The following is a 19,169-nucleotide window of genomic DNA, read 5'->3' as shown; positions in this document are numbered from 1 at the left end:
ACGCTACACCCTTATCCACTTCTGCAAAATTTTTGCAAGTTCCTTAAAGTCCAGCGGCTTGGAGATATGGTCGTTCATGCCGACTTCCTTCGCCTTGCGGATGTCGTCGGCAAAGGCGTTCGCGGTCATCGCCACGATGGGGATTCTCCTTGCATAGGTCGTCATGGCCCTGATGGCCGCAGTCGCCTGGTAGCCATCCATGTTGGGCATCTGGATATCCATGAACACCAGGTCGAATTCACCCTCGCTACTGTCCGCCATCCGTTCCACGGCCGCTGCGCCATCCATGACCCATTCTATTTCGAGCCCCGTCATCTGCAGCACGTTCTTCGCAATTTCCGCATTGACCGGGTGGTCTTCCACCAGCAAGATGCGCTTGCCCTCGAACTTGAGGTCTTCCAGATTCTTGAGCGGGTCTTCCTTGTGGGCTTCCGCATTCTGCACGTCCAAAAACTTGAGGTAGATGGTGACGGCAAACCGCGATCCCTCTCCGGGCCTGCTTTTCACCTGGATGTCACCGCCCATCATGCGCACGAGGCTCTGCGAAATGGTCATGCCGAGTCCCGTTCCCTGTATGGCGGCAGTCTTCTTGTCGTTTGCACGCGTGAACGGTTCGAACAGGTGCTTCTGGAATTCCTCCGTCATGCCGATGCCGTTGTCTTCAAAGACAAATTCGTAGCAGGCGACACTATGGGCGTTGGTGGGCCTTTCCGCCACCGTGAGCGAGATGGTCCCGCCATCGGGAGTGTACTTGATAGCATTGCTCATCAGGTTCACGAACACCTGCTGGATGCGGTGGCTGTCGCCGATGACGTTTTCGTGAACCACGTCCGCAACGTCAAGCTTCAGGGTGTGGTGGTGGCTCTCGAGCTGCGCCTTGGTCATCGCAAGCAGCGTATCCACGAGTTCCGAGAGGTTGAAGTTCTCCTCGTTCAGTTCCACCTTGCCCGACTCGATCTTGTTCATGTCGAGCACCTCGTTGATGAGCGAAAGCAGGTGGCTCGAGGCTTCCGAAATTTTCTTGAGGCAGTCTTCCACGCGTTCCCGGTCGTCCAGGTGGGCGGTCGCGATTGCCGTCATGCCGATAATCCCGTTCATGGGCGTGCGGATATCGTGGCTCATGCTCGAAAGGAAGTCGCTTTTGGCCTTGCTGGAGGCATTCGCCGTGTCAATGGCGTCGCGCAGCACCTGCTGTATTTCCTGGTCCTTGCGCACGTCATCGTCCACGTCCTTGAAACCCGCCACAATTCCTGTCTTGCCATTGGGGAGCTGCACCTGTGCAAACTCGATGCGGTAGTACCGTTCTTCGCTCCCGACGATGCGCTTGAACCCTACGCCGAAAACCTTCTTGCTCGTGGTGTTCGCCACAATGTTTTCAAGCGTCAGTTCCTTTTCCAGGTGTTCCCTGTCCGACGGGGCAACATAGTTGTTGATGTAGTTCGCCTTGGCGTCCTCAAAGGTGAGCAGTTCCAGGGCCTCGTTGGTGGGTCTCGCGTGGATGCTGCCATCGGAGGTGTCGGCACGGAACAGCGAGAAACTCCCGGTCGCAATATCGTTGATGAGCCATACGGCGTAGTACGCGCGGCTCAGCGCATCGATAACTGCAGCAAATACAGCCTTGTCCGCCTCCATCTGCACGCGCTTTTCGGTAATGTCCGAAATAAACACGTAGAAGAGTCCGCCGTAAACATCGGAGTTCACGTAATGGCCGTAGTCGTCGAGCCAGCGTATCTTGCCGTCCTTGCGGACAATTCGGTATTCCACGTAGTCCAGATTACCCTGACTCTTTTCGATCTGGTCCACAATGGAAACAGAAACTTTCTCGTAGTCGTCCGGATAGAGCATCCCCTTGAAGGTATAGCCCGTAAGCTGCTTGAACTCTTCAAGTGTTTCGCAGCCGAAAATCTTGAACACGGCCTTGTTTGCGTATAGCAGTTCCTCGTTGCCAGTCGCCTTGTAAATGAAAAAACCGCCCGGCATGTCTTCGCCGATCTGCTCGATAACTTGCAAAGCCTGTTCGCTCAGGGGAAAGTGTCGACCGAACATAGGGACCTCGTACTCTGGTAATTCTGTTTTAAAGATATCTAAAAAAACTGCTTTGTCGCACAATCCGATACTTTTTTATTTCTTTTTACATATATTTATCCATGGATACAAGGAGTTTTCTCCAATGAAAAAACTACGCCAGATCACTACCGTCAAAAGACACGTCCTTATCGTAGACGACGAAGTGGTAAACCGAGAAATCCTGGGTAATATCCTTTCCGTGAACTACGACGTCGAATATGCCGACAACGCCAAGGAAGCCCTCGCAGCACTCTCCAGGCAAGACAAACGGTTCTCGCTTATCCTGCTGGACCTGCTTATGCCCGTGATGGACGGGTTTGAATTCCTGAAAAAAAGAGAAACCACCGAAACACTCAAGCGCATTCCGGTCATCGTGATGACCTCCGAAAAGGAATCCGAAGTCCGCAGTCTCAAACTGGGCGCCGCCGACTTTATCGCGAAGCCCTTCGACATGCCCGAGGTAGTGCTCGCCCGCTGCGAAAAAATCATCGAACTCTTCGAAGACCAGGACATTATCCGCCAGACGGAACGCGACCATATTTCCGGCCTTTACACCAAGGATTACTTCTTTGAATACATCCGCCAGATCGAGCTGTGGAGCAGGGACATTCCCCGCGACGCAATAGTATTTGACATCGAACAGTTCCACCTGGTGAACGAGTTCTGCGGAAGGGACTTTGGCGACCGCCTGCTTGCAGAAATCGGTAGCGCGCTCAAGAATGAACTCGCCCCCATGAACGCCATCGCCTGCCGTGCAGACGCAGACACGTTCTATATCTTCGCGACGCACCAGGAAAGCTACGACAACATCCGCAACATCGTCCAGGAAATCCTTACCGAATTCTTCGAGGTGAACCACATCCGCGTGCGCTTTGGCCTGTGGGAAAATGTAGACCGCAACGTGGAAATCGAGGCATGGTTTGACCGCGCGAAGGCCGCCTGCGACAAGAACCGCGGCGACCTGACGCAGGCGTTTACCCGCTATAACAACGAGATGCATTCCCGCTACATGTTCGAGGAAACTCTCATCCGCGACTTGCAGAGCGCCATAGACAACAAGAACCTGATTGTCTATTACCAGCCGAAATACAACATCGAAGGCGACACCCCGCGGCTCACCAGCGCCGAAGCCCTCATCCGCTGGATACACCCGACACTCGGATTCATAAGCCCGGGCGACTTCATCCCGCTGTTCGAAGGGAACGGCCTTATACAAAAAGTAGACAACTTTGTCTGGAACGAAGTCGCAAAACAGATCCGCAAATGGAAGGACGTATTCGGCGTGACGGTGCCCGTTTCCGTGAACGTGTCCCGCATCGACATCATGGACCCGGAACTGGAAACGAAACTTATGCGCCTTCTCGAAGAAAACGGCCTTTCTCCGGAAGAATATATGCTTGAAGTGACCGAGAGCGCCTACTGCGAGAACATGGAGCGCCTTATCGAGGTCATCGAGAACCTGCGCAAAAAGGGATTCCGCATCGAGATGGACGATTTCGGTTCCGGATACTCCTCGTTGAACATGATTACCACGCTGCCCATCGACATCCTGAAAATCGACATGTCGTTCGTGCGCAACATGGAAAAGGACGAACGCAACCTGAAACTCGTGGAACTTGTGGCGGGCATCGCGAAATTCCTCAAGATTCCTGCCGTAGCGGAAGGCGTAGAAACGCAGTCGCAGCTCGATACCCTCAAGGGAATGGGCTGCCAGATTATCCAGGGATACTTCTTCTCGAAGCCGGTCCCGCCGAAGGACTTTGTACCCTTCATCGAAAAGGAACTTGAACGCCGGAGGGGCGCATGATTACCATCGAAAAACTGAACGCTTTTGGGGCAAATACCGCCGAGGGGCTTGCACGCTGCTTCGGGAACGAGGCGCTGTACCTGAAACTCGTGGCCCCGGCGAGGGCTACTTCGACAAGCTCAAGGATTCCATTGCCGCGAAAGACCTGAAAGCCGCCTTCGAGGCGGCCCATGCGCTGAAAGGTGTCCTCGGCAACCTCTCGCTCACGCCGCTCTACACGTCGATCGTAGAAATTACCGAATTGCTCCGCAACAATACCGACATGGATTACAAAAGCCTGCTCGATACCATCCTCGAAAAGAAGGACGAACTTGGCAGGCTTTGCGCGGATTAAACTTTATTTTTAGATTTTTACTATATTTATGCGTGTATCAACATATTTGCATAGACTTAGGGTGCCGGTTCGCCCGCCCACGGAGAAATTATGAAGATTGTAGACATTCTGAAGCAAGACAAGATGAGCCTTTCGTTCGAAGTTTTCCCGCCTAAAAAAGAGACAAGCTTCGATAACGTAAAGGCCGCCACCGAATCGATTGCAGCCCTCGGTCCCGCCTTTATGAGCGTGACTTACGGTGCCGGTGGCGGCGTGAGCCAGTACACGCTCCAGATTGCAAAGAACCTCAAGGAAAAGTTCGGCATCCCGATGCTCGCCCACCTCACCTGCGTCTCCAGCAGCAAGGAAACCATCCGCCAGCGCATCGAAGATATGAGGGCCGCAGGCATCAAGAACGTGATGGCGCTCCGTGGCGACCTCACGCCGGAGCTGATTGCAAACGGTCGCGACAACTGTGATTACCACTACGCCGTGGAACTCATCCGTGAACTCAAGGACGCAGACGCGGACTTCTGCATCGGAGCCGCCTGCTACCCCGAGAAGCACCCCGAAAGCGCCAACCAGGCCGAAGACATCAAACACCTCAAGGAAAAGGTCGACGCCGGCGCCGACTTCCTCACGACGCAGATGGTTTTCGACAACAACCTCTTCTTCAGCTTCCTTTACAAGCTCCGCGATGCGGGCGTGAACTGCCCGGTGCTCCCAGGCATTATGCCCATCACGAATGCGAACCAGGTAGAACGCGCCATCAAGCTTTCCGGTTCCTTTATGCCGCAGCGCTTTAAATCGCTTGTGGACAAGTTCGGCAGCGACCCCGACGCCATGAAGCAGGCCGGTATCATTTATGCCAGCGACCAGATCATCGACCTGTACGCCAACGGCATCACAAACGTACACGTTTACTCCATGAACAAGCCGGACGTCGCCGAAGGAATCCTGAAGAACGTCTCCGCCATTTTGGGCAAGAACTTCGCCTAAAAAGTCCCTATTCCAACTTGGAATACTCCCCGGCAAAATGGTCCAACAGCCTTGCTGGGGCTTTTTTTTGCCCTAAATTTGAAAAAAAGCCTTTTTTTGAAAAATAAGACAAAAACGTGACACTTTTTCTTGAAATCTTTATATATATTGAGGGTATAGTGCGATTAGCACCGATAGTTTTATTTTTTAAAAGGATCATTATGCTCTCTTACGCAGAAGCTTACAAAATTGCCGCCGATGTCCATAAGAACCAAACAGACAAGGCCGGTGGCCCCTATATCGATTTTCTCCAAAACGTCGCGGACTTCTTGAAGAACAAGGGTGAATCCGAAGAAGTCCAGACACTCGCCATTTTGCAGGACTTGATTACCGACACTACCAAGAAAACCCCTGAAGAAGTGATCGCCATGGGCGTTCCGGCCGACATGGTCGAAAAGATCCAGAAGATGACTTACCACAAGAACCAGGGCTGGATCGACGAATACAGCTGCAAGCTTATGGCCGAAGGCGTTCCCGCCGAAGAAGCGAATTACGAAGCCCGCGAAAAGGAATTCGTAAATTTCATGGGCACCCTCAAGAACGATCCGCTGATGGCCAAGGCCAAGAGCGCCATTCTGAACGTTCTTTTGGAAGACAAGTACATCAAGCGCCAGGAACGCCGCGAACTCAAGACCAAGTTCCGCCTCAAGAAGTACCAAGCCGCTATCGAAGCGCTCGGCGTGTAATTTACAGTGTCATCCTGAGCGAAGTCGAAGGATCTCAATCCATTAAGCCAAGCCCCGTCCAAACGGGGCTTTTTCTATACACTCCCATCAAATTTTTTTATTGCTTCTGATGTAGCCGAACGGGGTGTATTTTGCTATTTTTACGCGCGTAATTATAAAGCCCCAAAAGGGCAAAACAAAAAGGAACACAACCATGGCAAATAAAGTCTATAACTTTAGCGCAGGACCGTCTGTCCTGCCCGAACAGGCACTCAAGGAAGCATCTGCTGCATGCATCGACTTCGAAAACAGCGGCATCAGCATTCTCTCCATGAGTCACCGTTCAAAGCCGATTGAAAACATGTTCGCCCAGACGGAACAGTACCTCCGCGAATTGATGGGCATCCCTGAAGACTACGACATCGTTTTCCTCGGTGGTGGTTGCTCCCTTCTGTTCTGCATGCTCCCGATGAACTTCTTGGACCAGGACGCTACGGCAGACTACGCTCTGACTGGCGTTTGGGCAAACAAGGCCTACAAGGAAGCCAAGCAGTTCGGTAACGCTCTCGCCGCTTGCGACACCAAGTCCGAAACTTACAGCCGCATCGACAAGAACCTGAAGCTCAGCGACAACGCGACCTACCTCCACGTGACGGCCAACAACACCATCTACGGTACCGAATGGCACAACTTCCCGAAGCCGAAGTCCGGCTTCCTCATGGCTGACGTGAGCTCCGACTTCCTCGCCCGCAAGATCAACGTGTCCGACTTCGGCGTTGTGTACGGCGGCGCCCAGAAGAACATCAGCTGCGCTGGCGTGACCGTGACGATTATCAAGAAGGGCCTTCTCGGCAAGGTGAACCGCACCATCCCGACCATGCTCAACTTCCAGACCCACATCGACGCTGCCAACATGTTCAACACTCCTCCGGTATTCGCCGTGTACGTGATGAACCGCACCCTCAAGTGGCTCAAGGAATTCGGTGGTGTGGATGCTATCGAAAAGGTGAACCGCAGCAAGGCTGCTCTCCTTTACAGCGCCCTCGACAACTCCAAGGTGTTCGTCGGTACCGCTGCCAAGGAAGACCGCTCCATCATGAACGTTCCGTTCGTGTTCAACAAGGACGTGGTTGCCGCTGACAAGGCAGACGATCTCGCCAAGGAATTCCTCGAATTCGCAAAGGCTCGCGGTCTGCAGCAGCTCAAGGGTCACCGCTCCGTGGGTGGCTTCCGCGCATCCATCTACAACGCGATGCCGGTCGAAGGCGTGCAGGCCCTCGTTGACTGCCTCGGCGACTTCGAAAAGAAAGTTCTCGGCTAATTAGCCAAGAACTTGGACTTGAGCGACAGCGAAAGTCCAACGTTTTAAGGCTAATGCCAAGAACTTGGGCTCACGCGAATGCGGGAGTCCAAAGTTCAAAGGCTAAGAATTAGCCAGAACGCAAAAATCATTCAAAAAGCCTCAGCTCAATGCTGGGGCTTTTATTTTGGCAAGAACCACCTATAAAGTCAAACAGAAAAAAGACTTTATAGGTACGCAAAACAAAATGATTAGAAAGATGTACCTATAAACATTTTCACAGGCAACATTTTATAGGTACTTTTTTGCATTTTACAAACAAATTAACTACATGAAATCTCAAAATCCAAGAAAAAAACACCTATAAAATAACGATCAATCATCATTTATAGGTCGCACATTACTTCGCACATAAAAAAAACACCTATAAGACACTCAAAAGCGACAACTTATAGGTACAATCAACTCAAACAGATCATTTTTTATAACAGAGGTCGACCGCAACATAAAGTCACGGTCACGGCAAAGCACTATTCAGAGTCAGTCTTCTTAAACTTGTTCACGACATCGGGCACGATGTCCATGACTTTAGAAACAAGCGAACTGTCCTTGCTAATAGGCATCACGCGCACGTCGTCACCCTTGATGACGAGGAAGGCGACCGGTTCCACCGAGGCGCCACCGCCAGAGGCAGAAGTATCGCCCTTGGACTGGTGACCGCCAAAACCGAAGCCCACCGACACGCGGCTCACGGGCACAACAGTCGATTCGCCGGCCTGAATGGGGTTACCGATAACCGTTTCAGCCTTGGTGATGAAACGGAGCTTTTCCAAAAGAGTTTCTGCAAGTTTTTCAATAGCCATGGCACTAATATAACAAATTCAGAATTCAGATTTCGGATTTCAGAATTGAAAAATCGCGCCGAGCCCATAACCGCTAATATCGTGCCTCATAAATGCGGTCACTGGCGGTAAAGAACGTGCGTTCCAAGTCCGGCCAAGACATATAGCCCCAGACAACAGCCACTCGCCCGCCGGACAGGCGGCTTGCAATTCCGTTTGAGCCCTCGCCCGCCTCAAAGTAAATGCAGTCATTCGCAGGGAAAATGCCGACCGGTTCCACGTGCTTCAAGCCGGAAGCCCAGGCGCTGAACGCATCCGATTCGACCTGGTCCCAGCTGCGAGCCACGTTCCAGCGCAAATTACCGTCACGATAGCTTTGCTCCAGCACCGGAAAGCTCGACTTGACGCCGAGGAAAAACTTCGTCTGAATCGAAGAACGCCCCTGTTCACGGAATTCAAACGGCAAGCTCAAGAATGCCTGCGGAAAACCGCCATGGTAGCCAGGGAACTTGCGGACGTAATTCTCAAGGTCTGCACGTTCATAGCGGCGGTAGCTGTCGTGTCTGAAAATAAAGATATGTTTGTCGGCACGGAAACTCTGCTCCAGGAAGTTACCCCTCAGAATCGGAACGCTGCCCTGAAAATGTCCGCTGTTCATGTAATAGTCGAGCGCATACACATCGCTTTCGAACTCAAGCACCGTCACGTCCAAAGTATCGCCAAGCATAACCGCATAACGGTAATCAAAGCGACATTCCAGCGAAGATATTTCTGAATTTTTCGAAGAATCTTGAGCAAAGGAAACAGGCTTAAAAAATTTGTACGCAATCGCGGAATAGTCGACCGGGATTTCATCTTTCTCCTGGCAGCCCGTCACAAGCGCCGCAATACTCGCCGCAAGCACAAGCCCCAAGGATTTATAAGAGAAAAGCATACGAGAAATGTAGAAAAAAAAGAGTCAAAATTTCAACAGTCACCAAATCTAAACAACTCCAAAATCTGAATTCCGAAATCCGAATCAAATAGCGTAGTTGCAATATTTGCGCAGGGGACATTTGCGGCAATGGTCGGTAGAAAGTCGACAGATAAAATCATCCGTACCGTCTTCCAAGTAGAACTGCAGACTATGGGCTGCCACGTAGGCGGTCAAAGCGTCGACCTTCGACTTTTTCACTTCGGCATTCTCAGACTGTTCCATCAAATATTGAACAAGCGCCACATACAAATCTGTCGCCAGCGTTTGCTTTTGCGAGGGCTCCAAGTCGGCAAAGCCGTCGCTCGCAGGCCCAAGAATCGAGAGATAGCGGCGAGCGCCCATCGTCAAAGGCAACGGAGGCCATTTGGGCGAGGGCGCACAGTCAAGCCCAAGCCCCACCGGAGCTGGAGCAAGCAATCGATAAATCGCGGCACAAACTTTCGGGCGCGGATTCCCCTTGCCCATAAAATAGATTTCACCCAGATCGCGCCAGATTTCTTCGGGCGTGCGAGACTTAAGCCACCCTCGCAAATCCAGGTGACGGCGCACAAAGAGCCCTACACTCCAGAAAATTCCCGACACGTTCTCAAACATGGACCAGGAGCGACAACCGAAAGCGGTTTCTACACAGTCCTCAATGTCCTGCGCCTTCGGCACCGGCAATGTCCAGAGTTTTTCGCCAGGGAATTTTTCGTTCAGAGTCCGCAAAAGCGTCACAAACTCAGGGTAGCTAACGTCTTGAAAAAGCGCCGTTCCGAAAAGCGTCCACGCAATACGCGCATTGATATTTTTTTCACAAGTTGCGACGGCAAGAACCGGGTCATCGATTCGCGCAAACAGGCGCACGAATTCAGCCGTCGCCTTGAACAACGCCGGCTCATCGTGAATAAAACGCTTGACAGAAACCACCTGGAAATACCTAAAGGCAATGCGCCTCGATGCTGTATTAGAGCGCCTCGCCCACCTTCACGGCAGTCCCGACACGGCTCTGGAAAAGCCCCGGATTTCTTTCACGAATCTTCTTGTCAACCACGAGAATCACGGTGCTGCCCATTTCAAAACGGCCGAGTTCGCCGCCCTTTTCCACGCGGATTTCTCGCGAGGGTTTCCAGTCGTAACGCTTGCAGTCCCTGGGGAGTTTGCCCGCATTCACAAGGAGCTCGTCCGTGTAGGCGACTCCGATGCGGCCCACGTTCGTAGCTCCGACCTTGACCACCAGCATTTCAGAACCGTCGTCCAGGCGTATATGGCTCGTGAGTCGTTCGTTGATGCAAAACAGGCCTTCTACGCGTTCCACGCTACCCACATTCACCGGCCAGAGAGTTCCCGGACAATAGCTCGCGCCAATAACTTCGCCCGCAGCCGGACTGTGAATGCGATGGTAGTTGAACGGAGCCAGATAAATCGTCGCGAATGCGCCTCCTTCAAAGCGGGCGGCCATGTCTTCGTCACGGAGCAAGTCCTTGAGCGTGTAGGTCTTGCCCTTGGCCTGGATCAATTCCTGCTTTTCGTCGAAAGTGGCCGTCTGCGAAAGTACACCGTCCACCGGCGACACGATTTCAGAGTCTGCAATCGGGCGTATTCCCGGCTTGAGCCTGCGGATAAAAAGTTCACCGATGTTTGCGTAATGTTCGAGCGGATATTCCGACTCTTCCATATTCAGCTTGTAGTAGGCGGCAAACTTATTGCGTGCCACCTTCGAAAGCACCGGCACGCGAAGACGGGTAAAGGCTCCGAATACACGGCTTACCGCGTTCTTCGGCAACAACTTCATAAAGACATAAAATGCGGTATTCATGAAACGAAAGATAGTAATTCAGCGTGGCGAGCAGCTGCCACCGGAACTTTTTCATATTTTTTTGTAAAAAAAGCACTTTTGTGCAGTGAAAATATTGACAAATGCCCTTTTGTGCATTATATTTGTGTATAGAAAGTTAATAGCGAGGTAAAATATGGTCAACGGAAAATTCGACGGTTTGGAAAACTCCAAACGCAAGGAATTGACTTCCCGTCAAGAAGAAATTCTTGAATACATCAAGAAATATGCAAAGGAAAACCGTATGCCGCCCACGGTGCGCGAAATCGGCAACCATTTTGAAATTTCTTCGACAAACGGCGTGCGTTCCATTCTTGCAGCCCTCATCAAGAAGGGCTACATCAACCGTTCGCCCAGACTCAGCCGCGGCATCGAAGTGATCGACAACGACAAAAGCGGAAATGTCGCCGAAGCCCCGAGCAACACGATCGAAATTCCTATCGTCGGCCGAGTTGCCGCCGGTACGCCGATTCTTGCCGTGCAGAACCTCGAAGGCACCGTCACGATTGACCGCGACTTCCTCGCCTGCCGTTCGGATGTATTCGCACTCCGCGTCAAGGGCGATTCGATGATCAACGCCGGCATCTTTGACGGAGACCTCATCTTCGCTCGTCAGCAAAAGACTGCCGAACGCGGTGAAATCATCGTTGCTCAAATTGAAAACGAAGCCACCGTCAAGTACTACCATCCCCTGGCAGACCATGTAGAACTTCGCCCAGCAAACCCGCGCTACCGTCCCATCATCGTCAAGAACGACAAGGACTTCACTATCGCAGGTAAGCTCATCGGCGTCATGCGCAAGGTGAACTAACAGGCAATCTCGCCAAGACAAGATTCATCTGTCGCGCCGTTCGACCAGTGCGTCTATACAGTCAATCCGTATCGACGCTAATTTATTGACATATCTAAAAATTAGCGGCGCCTCTTCATTGGCGCGAATCAAAAGTACCGACGCTTCTTCATTGGCGCGTCCAAGAAAAATGAAAAACTCCCGCAGCCTTGCGAGAGTTTTTTGAAATTGCGATGAATGGAGATATTAATCGTCCATTTCGGCCAGATCTTCTTCAGCGGCCTTCAGGTCGTCTGCGTCCGGTCCAATAATATCGTCATCTTCTTCATCCAGGGAGTCGCCATCCATAGCGCCCAGCTGGTATTCCACCTTACGGGCTTCCTTGGACTGGCCGAGCTTAAGGATTGCGGCGCATTCTTCGCAGAAGCCGAGGTGCTTGTCGACCCAGAATTCAGGAGACACCAAATTGCGGTTGCAACGGGTGCACATCTGCGTCGCCGCTTCACGTTCGAACAAGCGATTCTGTTCTTCAAGCTCCTTGAGGATACGTTCCGTCAATTCTTCCTGGGTTTCTTCGGCGAGGGACGCCTTGTGGCGGATCGGGGAAGTCGGCTTCATGTCCAGGTTCTTGACATCGCTGGACATTTTCTTCTTGTTGGAACGGTCTTCGGATTCATCGACCTTTACGAACATGATCGTCTTGGAAAGACGCTTGACTCCCTGCAGAAGTACGGCATAGGCGTAGTCCGGAGCATTCTTCTTCTTGACTTCGCCCTTGTCGTCAGCAGCAGCGGAAGCGACTGCAGCGGGTTCTTCCTTAACCTTGGGCGCTTCTACCGGAGCGACCTTTTTTTCTTCCTTGACAGGAGCCTTTACCGGGGCGGGCGCGGACTTCTTGGCAGCAGGAGTGGCCTTTTCCACCTTTTCAGCAGCATTCGGTTTTGTGGCAACCTTTTCGACGGTCTTTGCGGCAACAGGTTTCGCGGAGGATTTAGAGACCTTCTTCTCCGTGGCAACGGACTTCGCGGCGAGAGCCTTCTTTGCAGTAGAAGTCTTAGGAGCATCCTTAGTCACTGACTTTTTAGATTCAGCCTTCGGAGCGGGCTTTGCCTTGGCGGGGGCCTTTTTCGCAGGAGCCGGAGCAGGCTTCTTTGCAGCAGGGGCGACCTTCTTAGCCGGCTTTTCGGCAGGCTTCTTGGCAGGAGCCTTAGCGGCAGCCTTTGCAGCCGGCTTGGCGGCACTCTTTGCAGCAGCCTTGGCGGGAGCCTTTTTGGACTTGGAATCCTTAGATGCGACTTTCTTAGAACTCATAGCTTACTTCTTTTCCACGATAGTGATGTTAATAATGGGGTCGTTCTGTTCGATGCGACAAACTACATCCTGCCCTTCGAGCACCTTGCCAAACACGGTGTGCTTACCATCCAGATGGTGCTGGGGCGTCTGCGTAATGAAGAACTGCGAACCGTTCGTATTCGGGCCTCGGTTAGCCATCGAAATAACTCCGGTTTCGTGCGTCAGCTTGGAAATTTCATCGTCGATCGAATAGCCGGGACCGCCCGTGCCATTACCATCGGGATCGCCGCCCTGGATCATGAAACCCGGAATCACACGGTGGAACAGGAGACCATTATAAAATCCCTTGTTCGCAAGTTCCACAAAATTGGCAACCGTATTCGGGGCGGACTTGAAATCAAGATTAATTACGATTTTACCTTCGTGAGTTTCGATGACAGCCTCAATAGCCTTGATTCCAGAGTAATCTTTATTGAAGACCTTGCCCTCTGCAAATGACAGGCAGAACAGTCCCGATACAAGGGTGCAGACAACGGCAAAAAAAACTAACGGACGACACCAGGAATGGTGGACCATACGACTTGAAAATTTTGAAAACATATTCCTGACAACCATGAAGTAATGGCGCTTTTCTACAATTTATATCGGTAATATAGCTAATTTTGTCAAAGCCCATTTGCGCATTTTCTATATTTACCCCGAAAATTAGCAGTATTCACCCGATAAATCTATCGCACCTATGCCGCAAAACGACAATATCAGAAATTTCAGCATCATCGCCCACATTGACCACGGCAAATCTACACTCGCCGACCGCATGATCGAACTGACCAAGACAGTTTCGAAAAACGAGATGACAAACCAGCTCCTGGACGACATGGACCTTGAACGCGAACGCGGCATTACCATCAAGGCTCACGCCATCCGCATGGTGTACGAAAAAGACGGCAAGGAATACATCCTGAACATGATCGACACTCCGGGGCACGTGGACTTTACTTACGAAGTCAGCCGCTCCCTGGCCGCTTGCGAAGGCGCGATTCTCGTGGTGGACGCAAGCCAGGGTATCGAAGCCCAGACACTTTCGAACCTTTACCTCGCTCTTGAAAACGACTTGGAAATCATTCCTGTCTTGAACAAGGTGGACCTTCCGGGCGCTCAGCCCGACCATGTGGCACAGCTCGTAGGCGACTTGCTCGGTTACGACCCTGAAAAAATTCCGCGCATTTCCGCCAAGACCGGCCTGAACGTGGAGCAGGTGCTGGACAAAATTGTCGACGAAATTCCAGCCCCCAAGGGCGATAGCGGAAAGCCGCTCAAGGCGCTCATCTTTGACTCCGTATACGATTCTTACCGCGGTGTGATCAATTACATCCGCATCGTAGAAGGTACGCTCAAGGCCGGAATGAAAATCCGCATGATGAAGACCGGCGGCGAATACATGGTGACCGAAGTCGGAACCTTCAGCATGCACCGCGACCCACGACCCGAACTTTCGGAAGGCATGGTGGGCTACGTACTTGCAAACGTGAAGACGATTAGCGACGTGAAAATCGGCGATACACTCACCGATTCAGCGAACCCCGCCACCGAGCCGCTCCCGGGCTACAAGGATATTTTGCCGATGATCTATTCCGGCATCTACCCCATTAACCCGGAAGACTACAAGGACTTGCGCGAGGCCTTGGAAAAGCTCCGCCTGAACGACTCGGCATTGAGTTGGGAACCCGAAACCTCCGAAGCGCTCGGCTTCGGATTCCGCACCGGATTTCTCGGACTCTTGCACATGGAAATCGTGCAGGAGCGTCTGGATCGCGAATTCAACGTGGATATCATCACAACGGTGCCGAACGTGGAATACCACGTGTACATGAGCGACGGCACGATGGTGAAAATCGAAAGCCCCTCCAAGCTCCCCGACGCAAGCCGCTACGACCACATCGAAGAGCCCTACGTGAAGGCGCAGATTTTCACGCCCAAGGAATTCGTGGGGGCACTCATGACGCTATGCGAAGAAAAGCGCGGCGAATTCGAGACCATGGAATATCTCGACGAAGAAAAGGTGATTCTCAAGTACAACCTGCCTCTCGCCGAAATCATGTTCGATTTCTACGACCGACTGAAGTCTGTTAGCCGCGGTTACGCCGGCCTCGACTATGCGCCAAGCGAATACCGCAGAAACAACCTCGTGAAGTTGGACATCCTGTTGAACGGCGACCCGGTGGACGCCTTCTCGGTGATTATCCACAAGGACAAGGCCCACACTTATGCCAACGCCATCTGCGTGAAGCTTAAGGACCTCATTCCGCGCCAGCAGTTCGACGTGGCCATCCAGGGCGCCATCGGCGGCAAGATCATTAGCCGCTCTACGGTGAAGGCCGTGCGCAAGGACGTGCTTGCCAAGTGCTACGGCGGCGACATTACCCGTAAGCGCAAGCTCCTTGAAAAGCAGAAGGAAGGTAAGAAGCGCATGAAGAGCATCGGCTCGGTGGAAGTGCCGCAGAAGGCGTTCCTCGCCGTGCTTTCGCTCTCCGACAACTCCACCAGCAACGGGGACTAAAACAAGATGTCCAGGCTTTCGAGAAAAGTTCGACGTTTACAGCGGCGCAATTCCCAAAGCCATATCTTCTTTTTATTCCTTATCCTCATGATAATACTGGGGTTTGCCTTAGCGGCTCGACTTTATGCGATCGCTCCCGTAAAGATCATGGATTCATCGATGACCCCCAAGTTCAAGGAGCATTCCATCCACTGGATGTGCAAGCTTCCGCAATGCCTAAGCAGAATCCAGGACCAGGACATCGTCTGGGTCGCCCTTAAGAGCGGAGACGCCATGGTCCGTAACGTTCTTGCCATGCCGGGAGACTCCATTGAAATTACAGACAAAGGAATTGTCCGGACTCCGCATCGCAACTTCAAATGGAAAAACGAAGATTCCTTTATACAAAGTAAGACCATTTACATTCCCAAGGCCGGCGACACGCTCTATTTTGACAAACTAAACGACGTCGAACAAGATTATGTTCTCTCTTACCTGCATACACACGGGCAAAAGGTTGCCGTCAAGTCGAGCTTGTGGCAAGGTGACCGCGAAATAAACCTGGACCGTGTCGGCTCCACCAAGATCGCGAACCGCCAGGTCAGCCTTAAGGAAATTGATTTTCTCCCATGGCAGGACCGTTACCTTATCGAGTTGCAAATCCGTCAAAGCGAACCGGGCAACGCCCCCATCAAAATCAAGCGCGAGCTCTTCCGCCTCAAGCCTGCCAAGCTTGAACTAAATCCACCACCGCCGCAGACTCTGGATACAAACGAGGCCGAAACCGCAGCAATCAAGGACTCTACCGTCAAGGACACTGCAGCGATCGTGGCTGAAACGGCGGCGGAACCCAAGCCCGAGGAATACCTCGAAGAACCACTCAACGAAATTATTATCGACGAAGACTGCTATTACCTGACCTGTTCAAAAGGAACCAGTTGTCCCGACTCCCGTGAATTCGGCTACTTTACCCATAACGACTTCATCGGACGCTATATCAAGTGGCCCGACCGCATCAAAGACAAGGTCATTGACCCAGCGAAAAAACTCCTCGACAAAGCAATGAATTTTGCGCTGTCGCTCCTCGCTACGGAAGAAGAAGAGGAGTGAGGTCGCACCTGCGGTGCTTTGAGGTATGAGGTCTCGGCACTTTTAGCGTATTTACAGTAAATACAAAAAGAACCATAAGGCGTAAAACCTTATGGCTCATTTTTTAAGTTCTAAGCGAAAAGGACTCAAAGGAGCTTTAGCTCCGACCTCATCGCTCAAACCTGTTAAGCAATTAGTCCAGCGAGTGAACCAAGAGACCGTCGCGGAGCTTCGGTTCAAACCAGGTGCTCTTCGGCGGCATGATTTCGCCGGCGTCGGCGATGTTCATGAGCTGATCGAGAGTGGTCGGATACATAGCGAAGGCGCAGGCGCATTCACCGCTGTCGACACGCTTCACGAGTTCACCGAGACCGCGAATGCCACCGACGAAGTCGATGCGCTTGGAAGTACGCGGGTCGTCGATATCGAAGAGCGGCTTGAGGATAAGCTTCTGGAGGAGAGCCACGTCGAGGCTGTCCACCGGGCCGAGGTTCTTGAGGTATTCAGCCTTGAACGTGCAAGCGTACCATTTGCCGCCCATGTAGAAGTTCACCTGGTTCTGCTTGGCAGGGCTCTGCATCTTGTCGAGGGCAACGATATCGAACACCTTCTTCATTTCGTCCATGAGCTGTTCCGGAGTATGGCCGTTCAGGTCCTTGAGCACACGGTTGTAGTCGAGGATCTTGAGCTGGGTGCTCGGGAAGAGGATGGCGAGGTAACGGTTGTATTCTTCGTCACCGGTGTTGTTCGGGTTCTGTTCGGCGCGGTAGCTGGCGGCGCGAGCACCAGCAGCACTGCGGTGGTGACCGTCGGCAATGTAGCTCACCGGAACGGCTTCGAAAGACTTGCGGATGGCTTCAATTTCGGCATCATCGTCGATAATCCAAACCGTATGGCCGAATCCGTCGCCCTTGCTTACGAAGTCATACACGGGCTTACGCTTGGTCACGGCACCGAACACGTCGAACTGGCCCTGGTCGCGGTAAGTCAGAAACACCGGACCGGTGTTGGCATTGGTGGCGAGCACATGGCGCAAACGGTCTTCTTCCTTGTCAGCGCGGGTCAGTTCGTGCTTCTTGATAATGCCGTTAAAGTAATCCGCAGCGGGAACGCAGCAGACGAGGCCGTACTGTTCGCGACCGTTCATGGTCTGGCGGTAAACATAGAGGCAAGGCTTCTTGTCGTAAGCGATCACACCGTCGGCAATCATCTTGTCCAGGTTTTCGCGAGCATGCGCATAGACCTTCGGGTCGTATGCATCCACGGAATCAGGAAGTTCCAGCTCCGCACGAGTCACGCGCAGGTAGGAATGCGGGAGCCCTTCGGCCATGGCCTTTGCTTCGGCGCGGTTCATCACGTCGTACGGGAGGGCGGAAATCGTTTCGGCTTCGGCCGGATTCACCGGGCGCAGCGCCTTGAACGGATAGATATGCATCATAGGGTGTTTTCCTTTGTGTGCTTCTTTAATTAAAGCTTCGTCTTCAGCAATCAAGCTCTGGATATAACTGGTCTTGCCAGCCATCCATTTCTTTTTGCGATAATTTACAATAAAATAGGCCAGGAAAAAGAAGATTACACCGCCAATGGCAGCCACAATCGTAATTCCGACCATAAATGCCGCCAAATGCCCTGCGGCATCGTGCCACAAGTGCGAAATCAGGGAAAAGCAGTTCTTGAAAGAAAGCCCTTCAAATTCTTCCAGAAAATCGAAATTGATTTTTTCAGGCTTCAACAGCCAGCAACCGATGGCGTATCCCGACGGATAGAAGAAACCGAACTGAGTGAGCGGGTTTGCCACGAAGGAAGCAACGATTCCGGGGACTTTCGGGAGCCTGAACAGGGCGCAAAAGGCCACCGTAAGGATAATCGCTATGCCGATAGTGGGCCAAATGCCGATAAACACACCGGCAGCAACCGACCATGCCACCTTGAGCGCATCTTGGCGCTTGGGGAACATGCGGTTGTAATAGATACGGCTCAGTCTCTTATACTTCGACTCGTTGCGGTCGATACGCTTGTGCTTAAATTGAATCATTGCGAGCCAAATATAGCAATAGTAGGAAGTAGACAGTAGACAGTCAGCAGAAATATGTAGCTAGTCGTCATCACATTTTCTACATTTAGGTCGATGAAACACTTGATTTCTAAAGAAGGCTTTGAAAAATTCAAGGCGGAATGGGAACACTTGAAATACGTGGAACGCCCGGCAATGATCAACCAGGTGCAGGCGGCTGCAGCCGAGGGTGACCGCAGTGAAAACGCTGCCTATACCTATGGCCGCATGCGCGTGCGCGAAATCGACCGCAGGCTCCGCGAACTGGACCGCATTCTGGACGGCGCGCAGGTAGTGGAATCACAGGCAAGTGACGACGGCACTGTCCGCTTTGGCGCCACAGTCAAGATGAAGGACATCAAGACCAAGCGCGAACGCACCTACAGCATCGTAGGCGAAAAGGAAATCGACCCGCTGCAAGGCCGTATCAGCATGAAGTCCCCCGTCGGCGAAGCCCTGATGGGCAAAAAACAAGGCGACCAGGTGCAAGTGCAAGCCCCCAAGGGTGTGATTACTTACGAGATCGTAGAAGTCACTTATTAATTCAGATTTCAGAATTCGGATTTCGGAATTAATAAGTA

At 52.2% G+C, this 19,169-nt stretch carries 18 protein-coding genes and 1 pseudogene; 9 read left to right on the top strand and 10 right to left on the bottom strand.

Translation table 11 applies throughout. The features are described 5' to 3' along the window. Positions 1 to 3: 3 nt before the first annotated feature. On the bottom strand, positions 4 to 2,046 hold the full coding sequence (locus tag BUA93_RS06240; protein WP_072978308.1) for a PAS domain-containing hybrid sensor histidine kinase/response regulator: 2,043 nt from the start codon (positions 2,044 to 2,046) through the stop codon (positions 4 to 6). Positions 2,047 to 2,170: 124 nt separating this feature from the next. Here BUA93_RS06240 and BUA93_RS06235 point away from each other — a divergent pair, with 124 nt between their 5' ends. The 3 genes from BUA93_RS06235 (at position 2,171) to metF (ending at position 5,186) form a co-directional block, all read left to right on the top strand. Next, positions 2,171 to 3,874: a putative bifunctional diguanylate cyclase/phosphodiesterase gene (locus BUA93_RS06235; RefSeq protein WP_072978307.1), complete on the top strand. Its 1,704-nt coding sequence runs from the start codon at positions 2,171 to 2,173 to the stop codon at positions 3,872 to 3,874. After that, positions 3,852 to 4,208, top strand: a complete 357-nt coding sequence (locus tag BUA93_RS06230; RefSeq protein WP_072978306.1) for an Hpt domain-containing protein — start codon at positions 3,852 to 3,854, stop codon at positions 4,206 to 4,208. The genes BUA93_RS06235 and BUA93_RS06230 overlap by 23 nt, the downstream gene beginning before the upstream one ends. Positions 4,209 to 4,298: 90 nt before the next feature. Continuing rightward, a complete protein-coding gene (gene metF / locus BUA93_RS06225) occupies positions 4,299 to 5,186 on the top strand; it encodes a methylenetetrahydrofolate reductase [NAD(P)H] (protein ID WP_072978305.1) in 888 nt (295 codons plus the stop codon). A gap of 7 nt (positions 5,187 to 5,193) precedes the next feature. On the opposite strand, the gene BUA93_RS06220 is transcribed toward metF, so the two are convergent. Next, on the bottom strand, positions 5,194 to 5,385 hold the full coding sequence (locus tag BUA93_RS06220; protein ID WP_072978304.1) for a hypothetical protein: 192 nt from the start codon (positions 5,383 to 5,385) through the stop codon (positions 5,194 to 5,196). Between the two features lies 1 nt (position 5,386). Here BUA93_RS06220 and BUA93_RS06215 point away from each other — a divergent pair, with 1 nt between their 5' ends. Together BUA93_RS06215 and serC are read left to right on the top strand one after the other, a co-directional pair. Continuing rightward, a complete protein-coding gene (locus BUA93_RS06215; protein ID WP_072978303.1) occupies positions 5,387 to 5,911 on the top strand; it encodes an HD domain-containing protein in 525 nt (174 codons plus the stop codon). A 193-nt stretch (positions 5,912 to 6,104) separates the two neighbouring features. Continuing rightward, entirely contained in the window at positions 6,105 to 7,211 is a 1,107-nt protein-coding gene (serC, locus tag BUA93_RS06210) for a 3-phosphoserine/phosphohydroxythreonine transaminase (RefSeq protein ID WP_072978302.1), read from the top strand. Between the two features lie 509 nt (positions 7,212 to 7,720). Here serC and BUA93_RS06205 read toward each other — a convergent pair. The 4 genes from BUA93_RS06205 to asd form a co-directional block, all read right to left on the bottom strand. Then, positions 7,721 to 8,053: a GerW family sporulation protein gene (locus tag BUA93_RS06205; RefSeq protein WP_072978301.1), complete on the bottom strand. Its 333-nt coding sequence runs from the start codon at positions 8,051 to 8,053 to the stop codon at positions 7,721 to 7,723. 73 nt (positions 8,054 to 8,126) lie between these two features. Then, the gene (locus BUA93_RS06200) at positions 8,127 to 8,966 is read right to left on the bottom strand and encodes a hypothetical protein (RefSeq protein WP_072978300.1); all 840 of its coding nucleotides are present in this window, start codon (positions 8,964 to 8,966) and stop codon (positions 8,127 to 8,129) included. An 84-nt stretch (positions 8,967 to 9,050) separates the two neighbouring features. Further along, positions 9,051 to 9,917 carry a hypothetical protein gene (locus tag BUA93_RS06195; protein WP_072978299.1) on the bottom strand — a complete coding sequence of 289 codons (867 nt, stop codon included), beginning with the start codon at positions 9,915 to 9,917 and terminating at the stop codon, positions 9,051 to 9,053. A gap of 37 nt (positions 9,918 to 9,954) precedes the next feature. Beyond that, positions 9,955 to 10,806, bottom strand: coding sequence for an archaetidylserine decarboxylase (asd, locus tag BUA93_RS06190; RefSeq protein ID WP_072978298.1), 852 nt, complete (start codon positions 10,804 to 10,806; stop codon positions 9,955 to 9,957). 154 nt (positions 10,807 to 10,960) lie between these two features. Here asd and lexA point away from each other — a divergent pair, with 154 nt between their 5' ends. Then, complete coding sequence (gene lexA / locus BUA93_RS06185; protein WP_072978297.1) at positions 10,961 to 11,635, top strand: transcriptional repressor LexA; 675 nt, start codon at positions 10,961 to 10,963, stop codon at positions 11,633 to 11,635. Positions 11,636 to 11,860: 225 nt separating this feature from the next. Here lexA and BUA93_RS06180 read toward each other — a convergent pair whose 3' ends face one another. Both BUA93_RS06180 and BUA93_RS06175 read right to left on the bottom strand, forming a co-directional pair. After that, positions 11,861 to 12,925, bottom strand: coding sequence for a hypothetical protein (locus tag BUA93_RS06180; protein ID WP_072978296.1), 1,065 nt, complete (start codon positions 12,923 to 12,925; stop codon positions 11,861 to 11,863). Between the two features lie 3 nt (positions 12,926 to 12,928). Then, on the bottom strand, positions 12,929 to 13,363 hold the full coding sequence (locus tag BUA93_RS06175; RefSeq protein WP_371359300.1) for a peptidylprolyl isomerase: 435 nt from the start codon (positions 13,361 to 13,363) through the stop codon (positions 12,929 to 12,931). Positions 13,364 to 13,646: 283 nt separating this feature from the next. On the opposite strand from BUA93_RS06175, the gene lepA reads away from it, so the two are divergent. Continuing rightward, complete coding sequence (gene lepA, locus BUA93_RS06170) at positions 13,647 to 15,467, top strand: translation elongation factor 4 (protein ID WP_072978295.1); 1,821 nt, start codon at positions 13,647 to 13,649, stop codon at positions 15,465 to 15,467. A 6-nt stretch (positions 15,468 to 15,473) separates the two neighbouring features. Then, positions 15,474 to 16,556, top strand: a complete 1,083-nt coding sequence (locus BUA93_RS06165; protein WP_371359296.1) for a S26 family signal peptidase — start codon at positions 15,474 to 15,476, stop codon at positions 16,554 to 16,556. A 172-nt stretch (positions 16,557 to 16,728) separates the two neighbouring features. Here BUA93_RS06165 and BUA93_RS06160 read toward each other — a convergent pair whose 3' ends face one another. Continuing rightward, positions 16,729 to 17,973, bottom strand: coding sequence for a DUF1015 domain-containing protein (locus tag BUA93_RS06160; protein ID WP_371359299.1), 1,245 nt, complete (start codon positions 17,971 to 17,973; stop codon positions 16,729 to 16,731). A gap of 99 nt (positions 17,974 to 18,072) precedes the next feature. Next, a pseudogene (locus BUA93_RS16750) lies at positions 18,073 to 18,570 on the bottom strand (DUF2062 domain-containing protein); the annotation flags it as partial. 93 nt (positions 18,571 to 18,663) lie between these two features. Here BUA93_RS16750 and greA point away from each other — a divergent pair. Next, positions 18,664 to 19,131 (top strand): transcription elongation factor GreA, encoded by a 468-nt coding sequence (gene greA / locus BUA93_RS06155; RefSeq protein ID WP_072978292.1) that lies wholly within the window; start codon positions 18,664 to 18,666, stop codon positions 19,129 to 19,131. Positions 19,132 to 19,169 lie beyond the last annotated feature (38 nt).

Source organism: Fibrobacter sp. UWH4, assembly GCF_900142475.1.
Lineage (GTDB): Bacteria > Fibrobacterota > Fibrobacteria > Fibrobacterales > Fibrobacteraceae > Fibrobacter.
This window is presented reverse-complemented; position numbering and strand designations above follow the sequence as displayed.

Excerpts from the sequence above, each read along its gene's own strand:
- BUA93_RS06240 (WP_072978308.1), bottom strand. The coding sequence starts at position 2,046 with ATGTTCGGTCGACACTTTCCCCTGAGCGAACAGGCTTTGCAAGTTATC.
- BUA93_RS06235 (WP_072978307.1), top strand. The coding sequence starts at position 2,171 with ATGAAAAAACTACGCCAGATCACTACCGTCAAAAGACACGTCCTTATC.
- metF (WP_072978305.1), top strand. The coding sequence starts at position 4,299 with ATGAAGATTGTAGACATTCTGAAGCAAGACAAGATGAGCCTTTCGTTC.
- BUA93_RS06220 (WP_072978304.1), bottom strand. The coding sequence starts at position 5,385 with ATGATCCTTTTAAAAAATAAAACTATCGGTGCTAATCGCACTATACCC.
- BUA93_RS06215 (WP_072978303.1), top strand. The coding sequence starts at position 5,387 with ATGCTCTCTTACGCAGAAGCTTACAAAATTGCCGCCGATGTCCATAAG.
- serC (WP_072978302.1), top strand. The coding sequence starts at position 6,105 with ATGGCAAATAAAGTCTATAACTTTAGCGCAGGACCGTCTGTCCTGCCC.
- BUA93_RS06205 (WP_072978301.1), bottom strand. The coding sequence starts at position 8,053 with ATGGCTATTGAAAAACTTGCAGAAACTCTTTTGGAAAAGCTCCGTTTC.
- BUA93_RS06200 (WP_072978300.1), bottom strand. The coding sequence starts at position 8,966 with ATGCTTTTCTCTTATAAATCCTTGGGGCTTGTGCTTGCGGCGAGTATT.
- asd (WP_072978298.1), bottom strand. The coding sequence starts at position 10,806 with ATGAATACCGCATTTTATGTCTTTATGAAGTTGTTGCCGAAGAACGCG.
- lexA (WP_072978297.1), top strand. The coding sequence starts at position 10,961 with ATGGTCAACGGAAAATTCGACGGTTTGGAAAACTCCAAACGCAAGGAA.
- BUA93_RS06180 (WP_072978296.1), bottom strand. The coding sequence starts at position 12,925 with ATGAGTTCTAAGAAAGTCGCATCTAAGGATTCCAAGTCCAAAAAGGCT.
- lepA (WP_072978295.1), top strand. The coding sequence starts at position 13,647 with ATGCCGCAAAACGACAATATCAGAAATTTCAGCATCATCGCCCACATT.
- BUA93_RS06165 (WP_371359296.1), top strand. The coding sequence starts at position 15,474 with ATGTCCAGGCTTTCGAGAAAAGTTCGACGTTTACAGCGGCGCAATTCC.
- BUA93_RS06160 (WP_371359299.1), bottom strand. The coding sequence starts at position 17,973 with ATGATGCATATCTATCCGTTCAAGGCGCTGCGCCCGGTGAATCCGGCC.
- greA (WP_072978292.1), top strand. The coding sequence starts at position 18,664 with ATGAAACACTTGATTTCTAAAGAAGGCTTTGAAAAATTCAAGGCGGAA.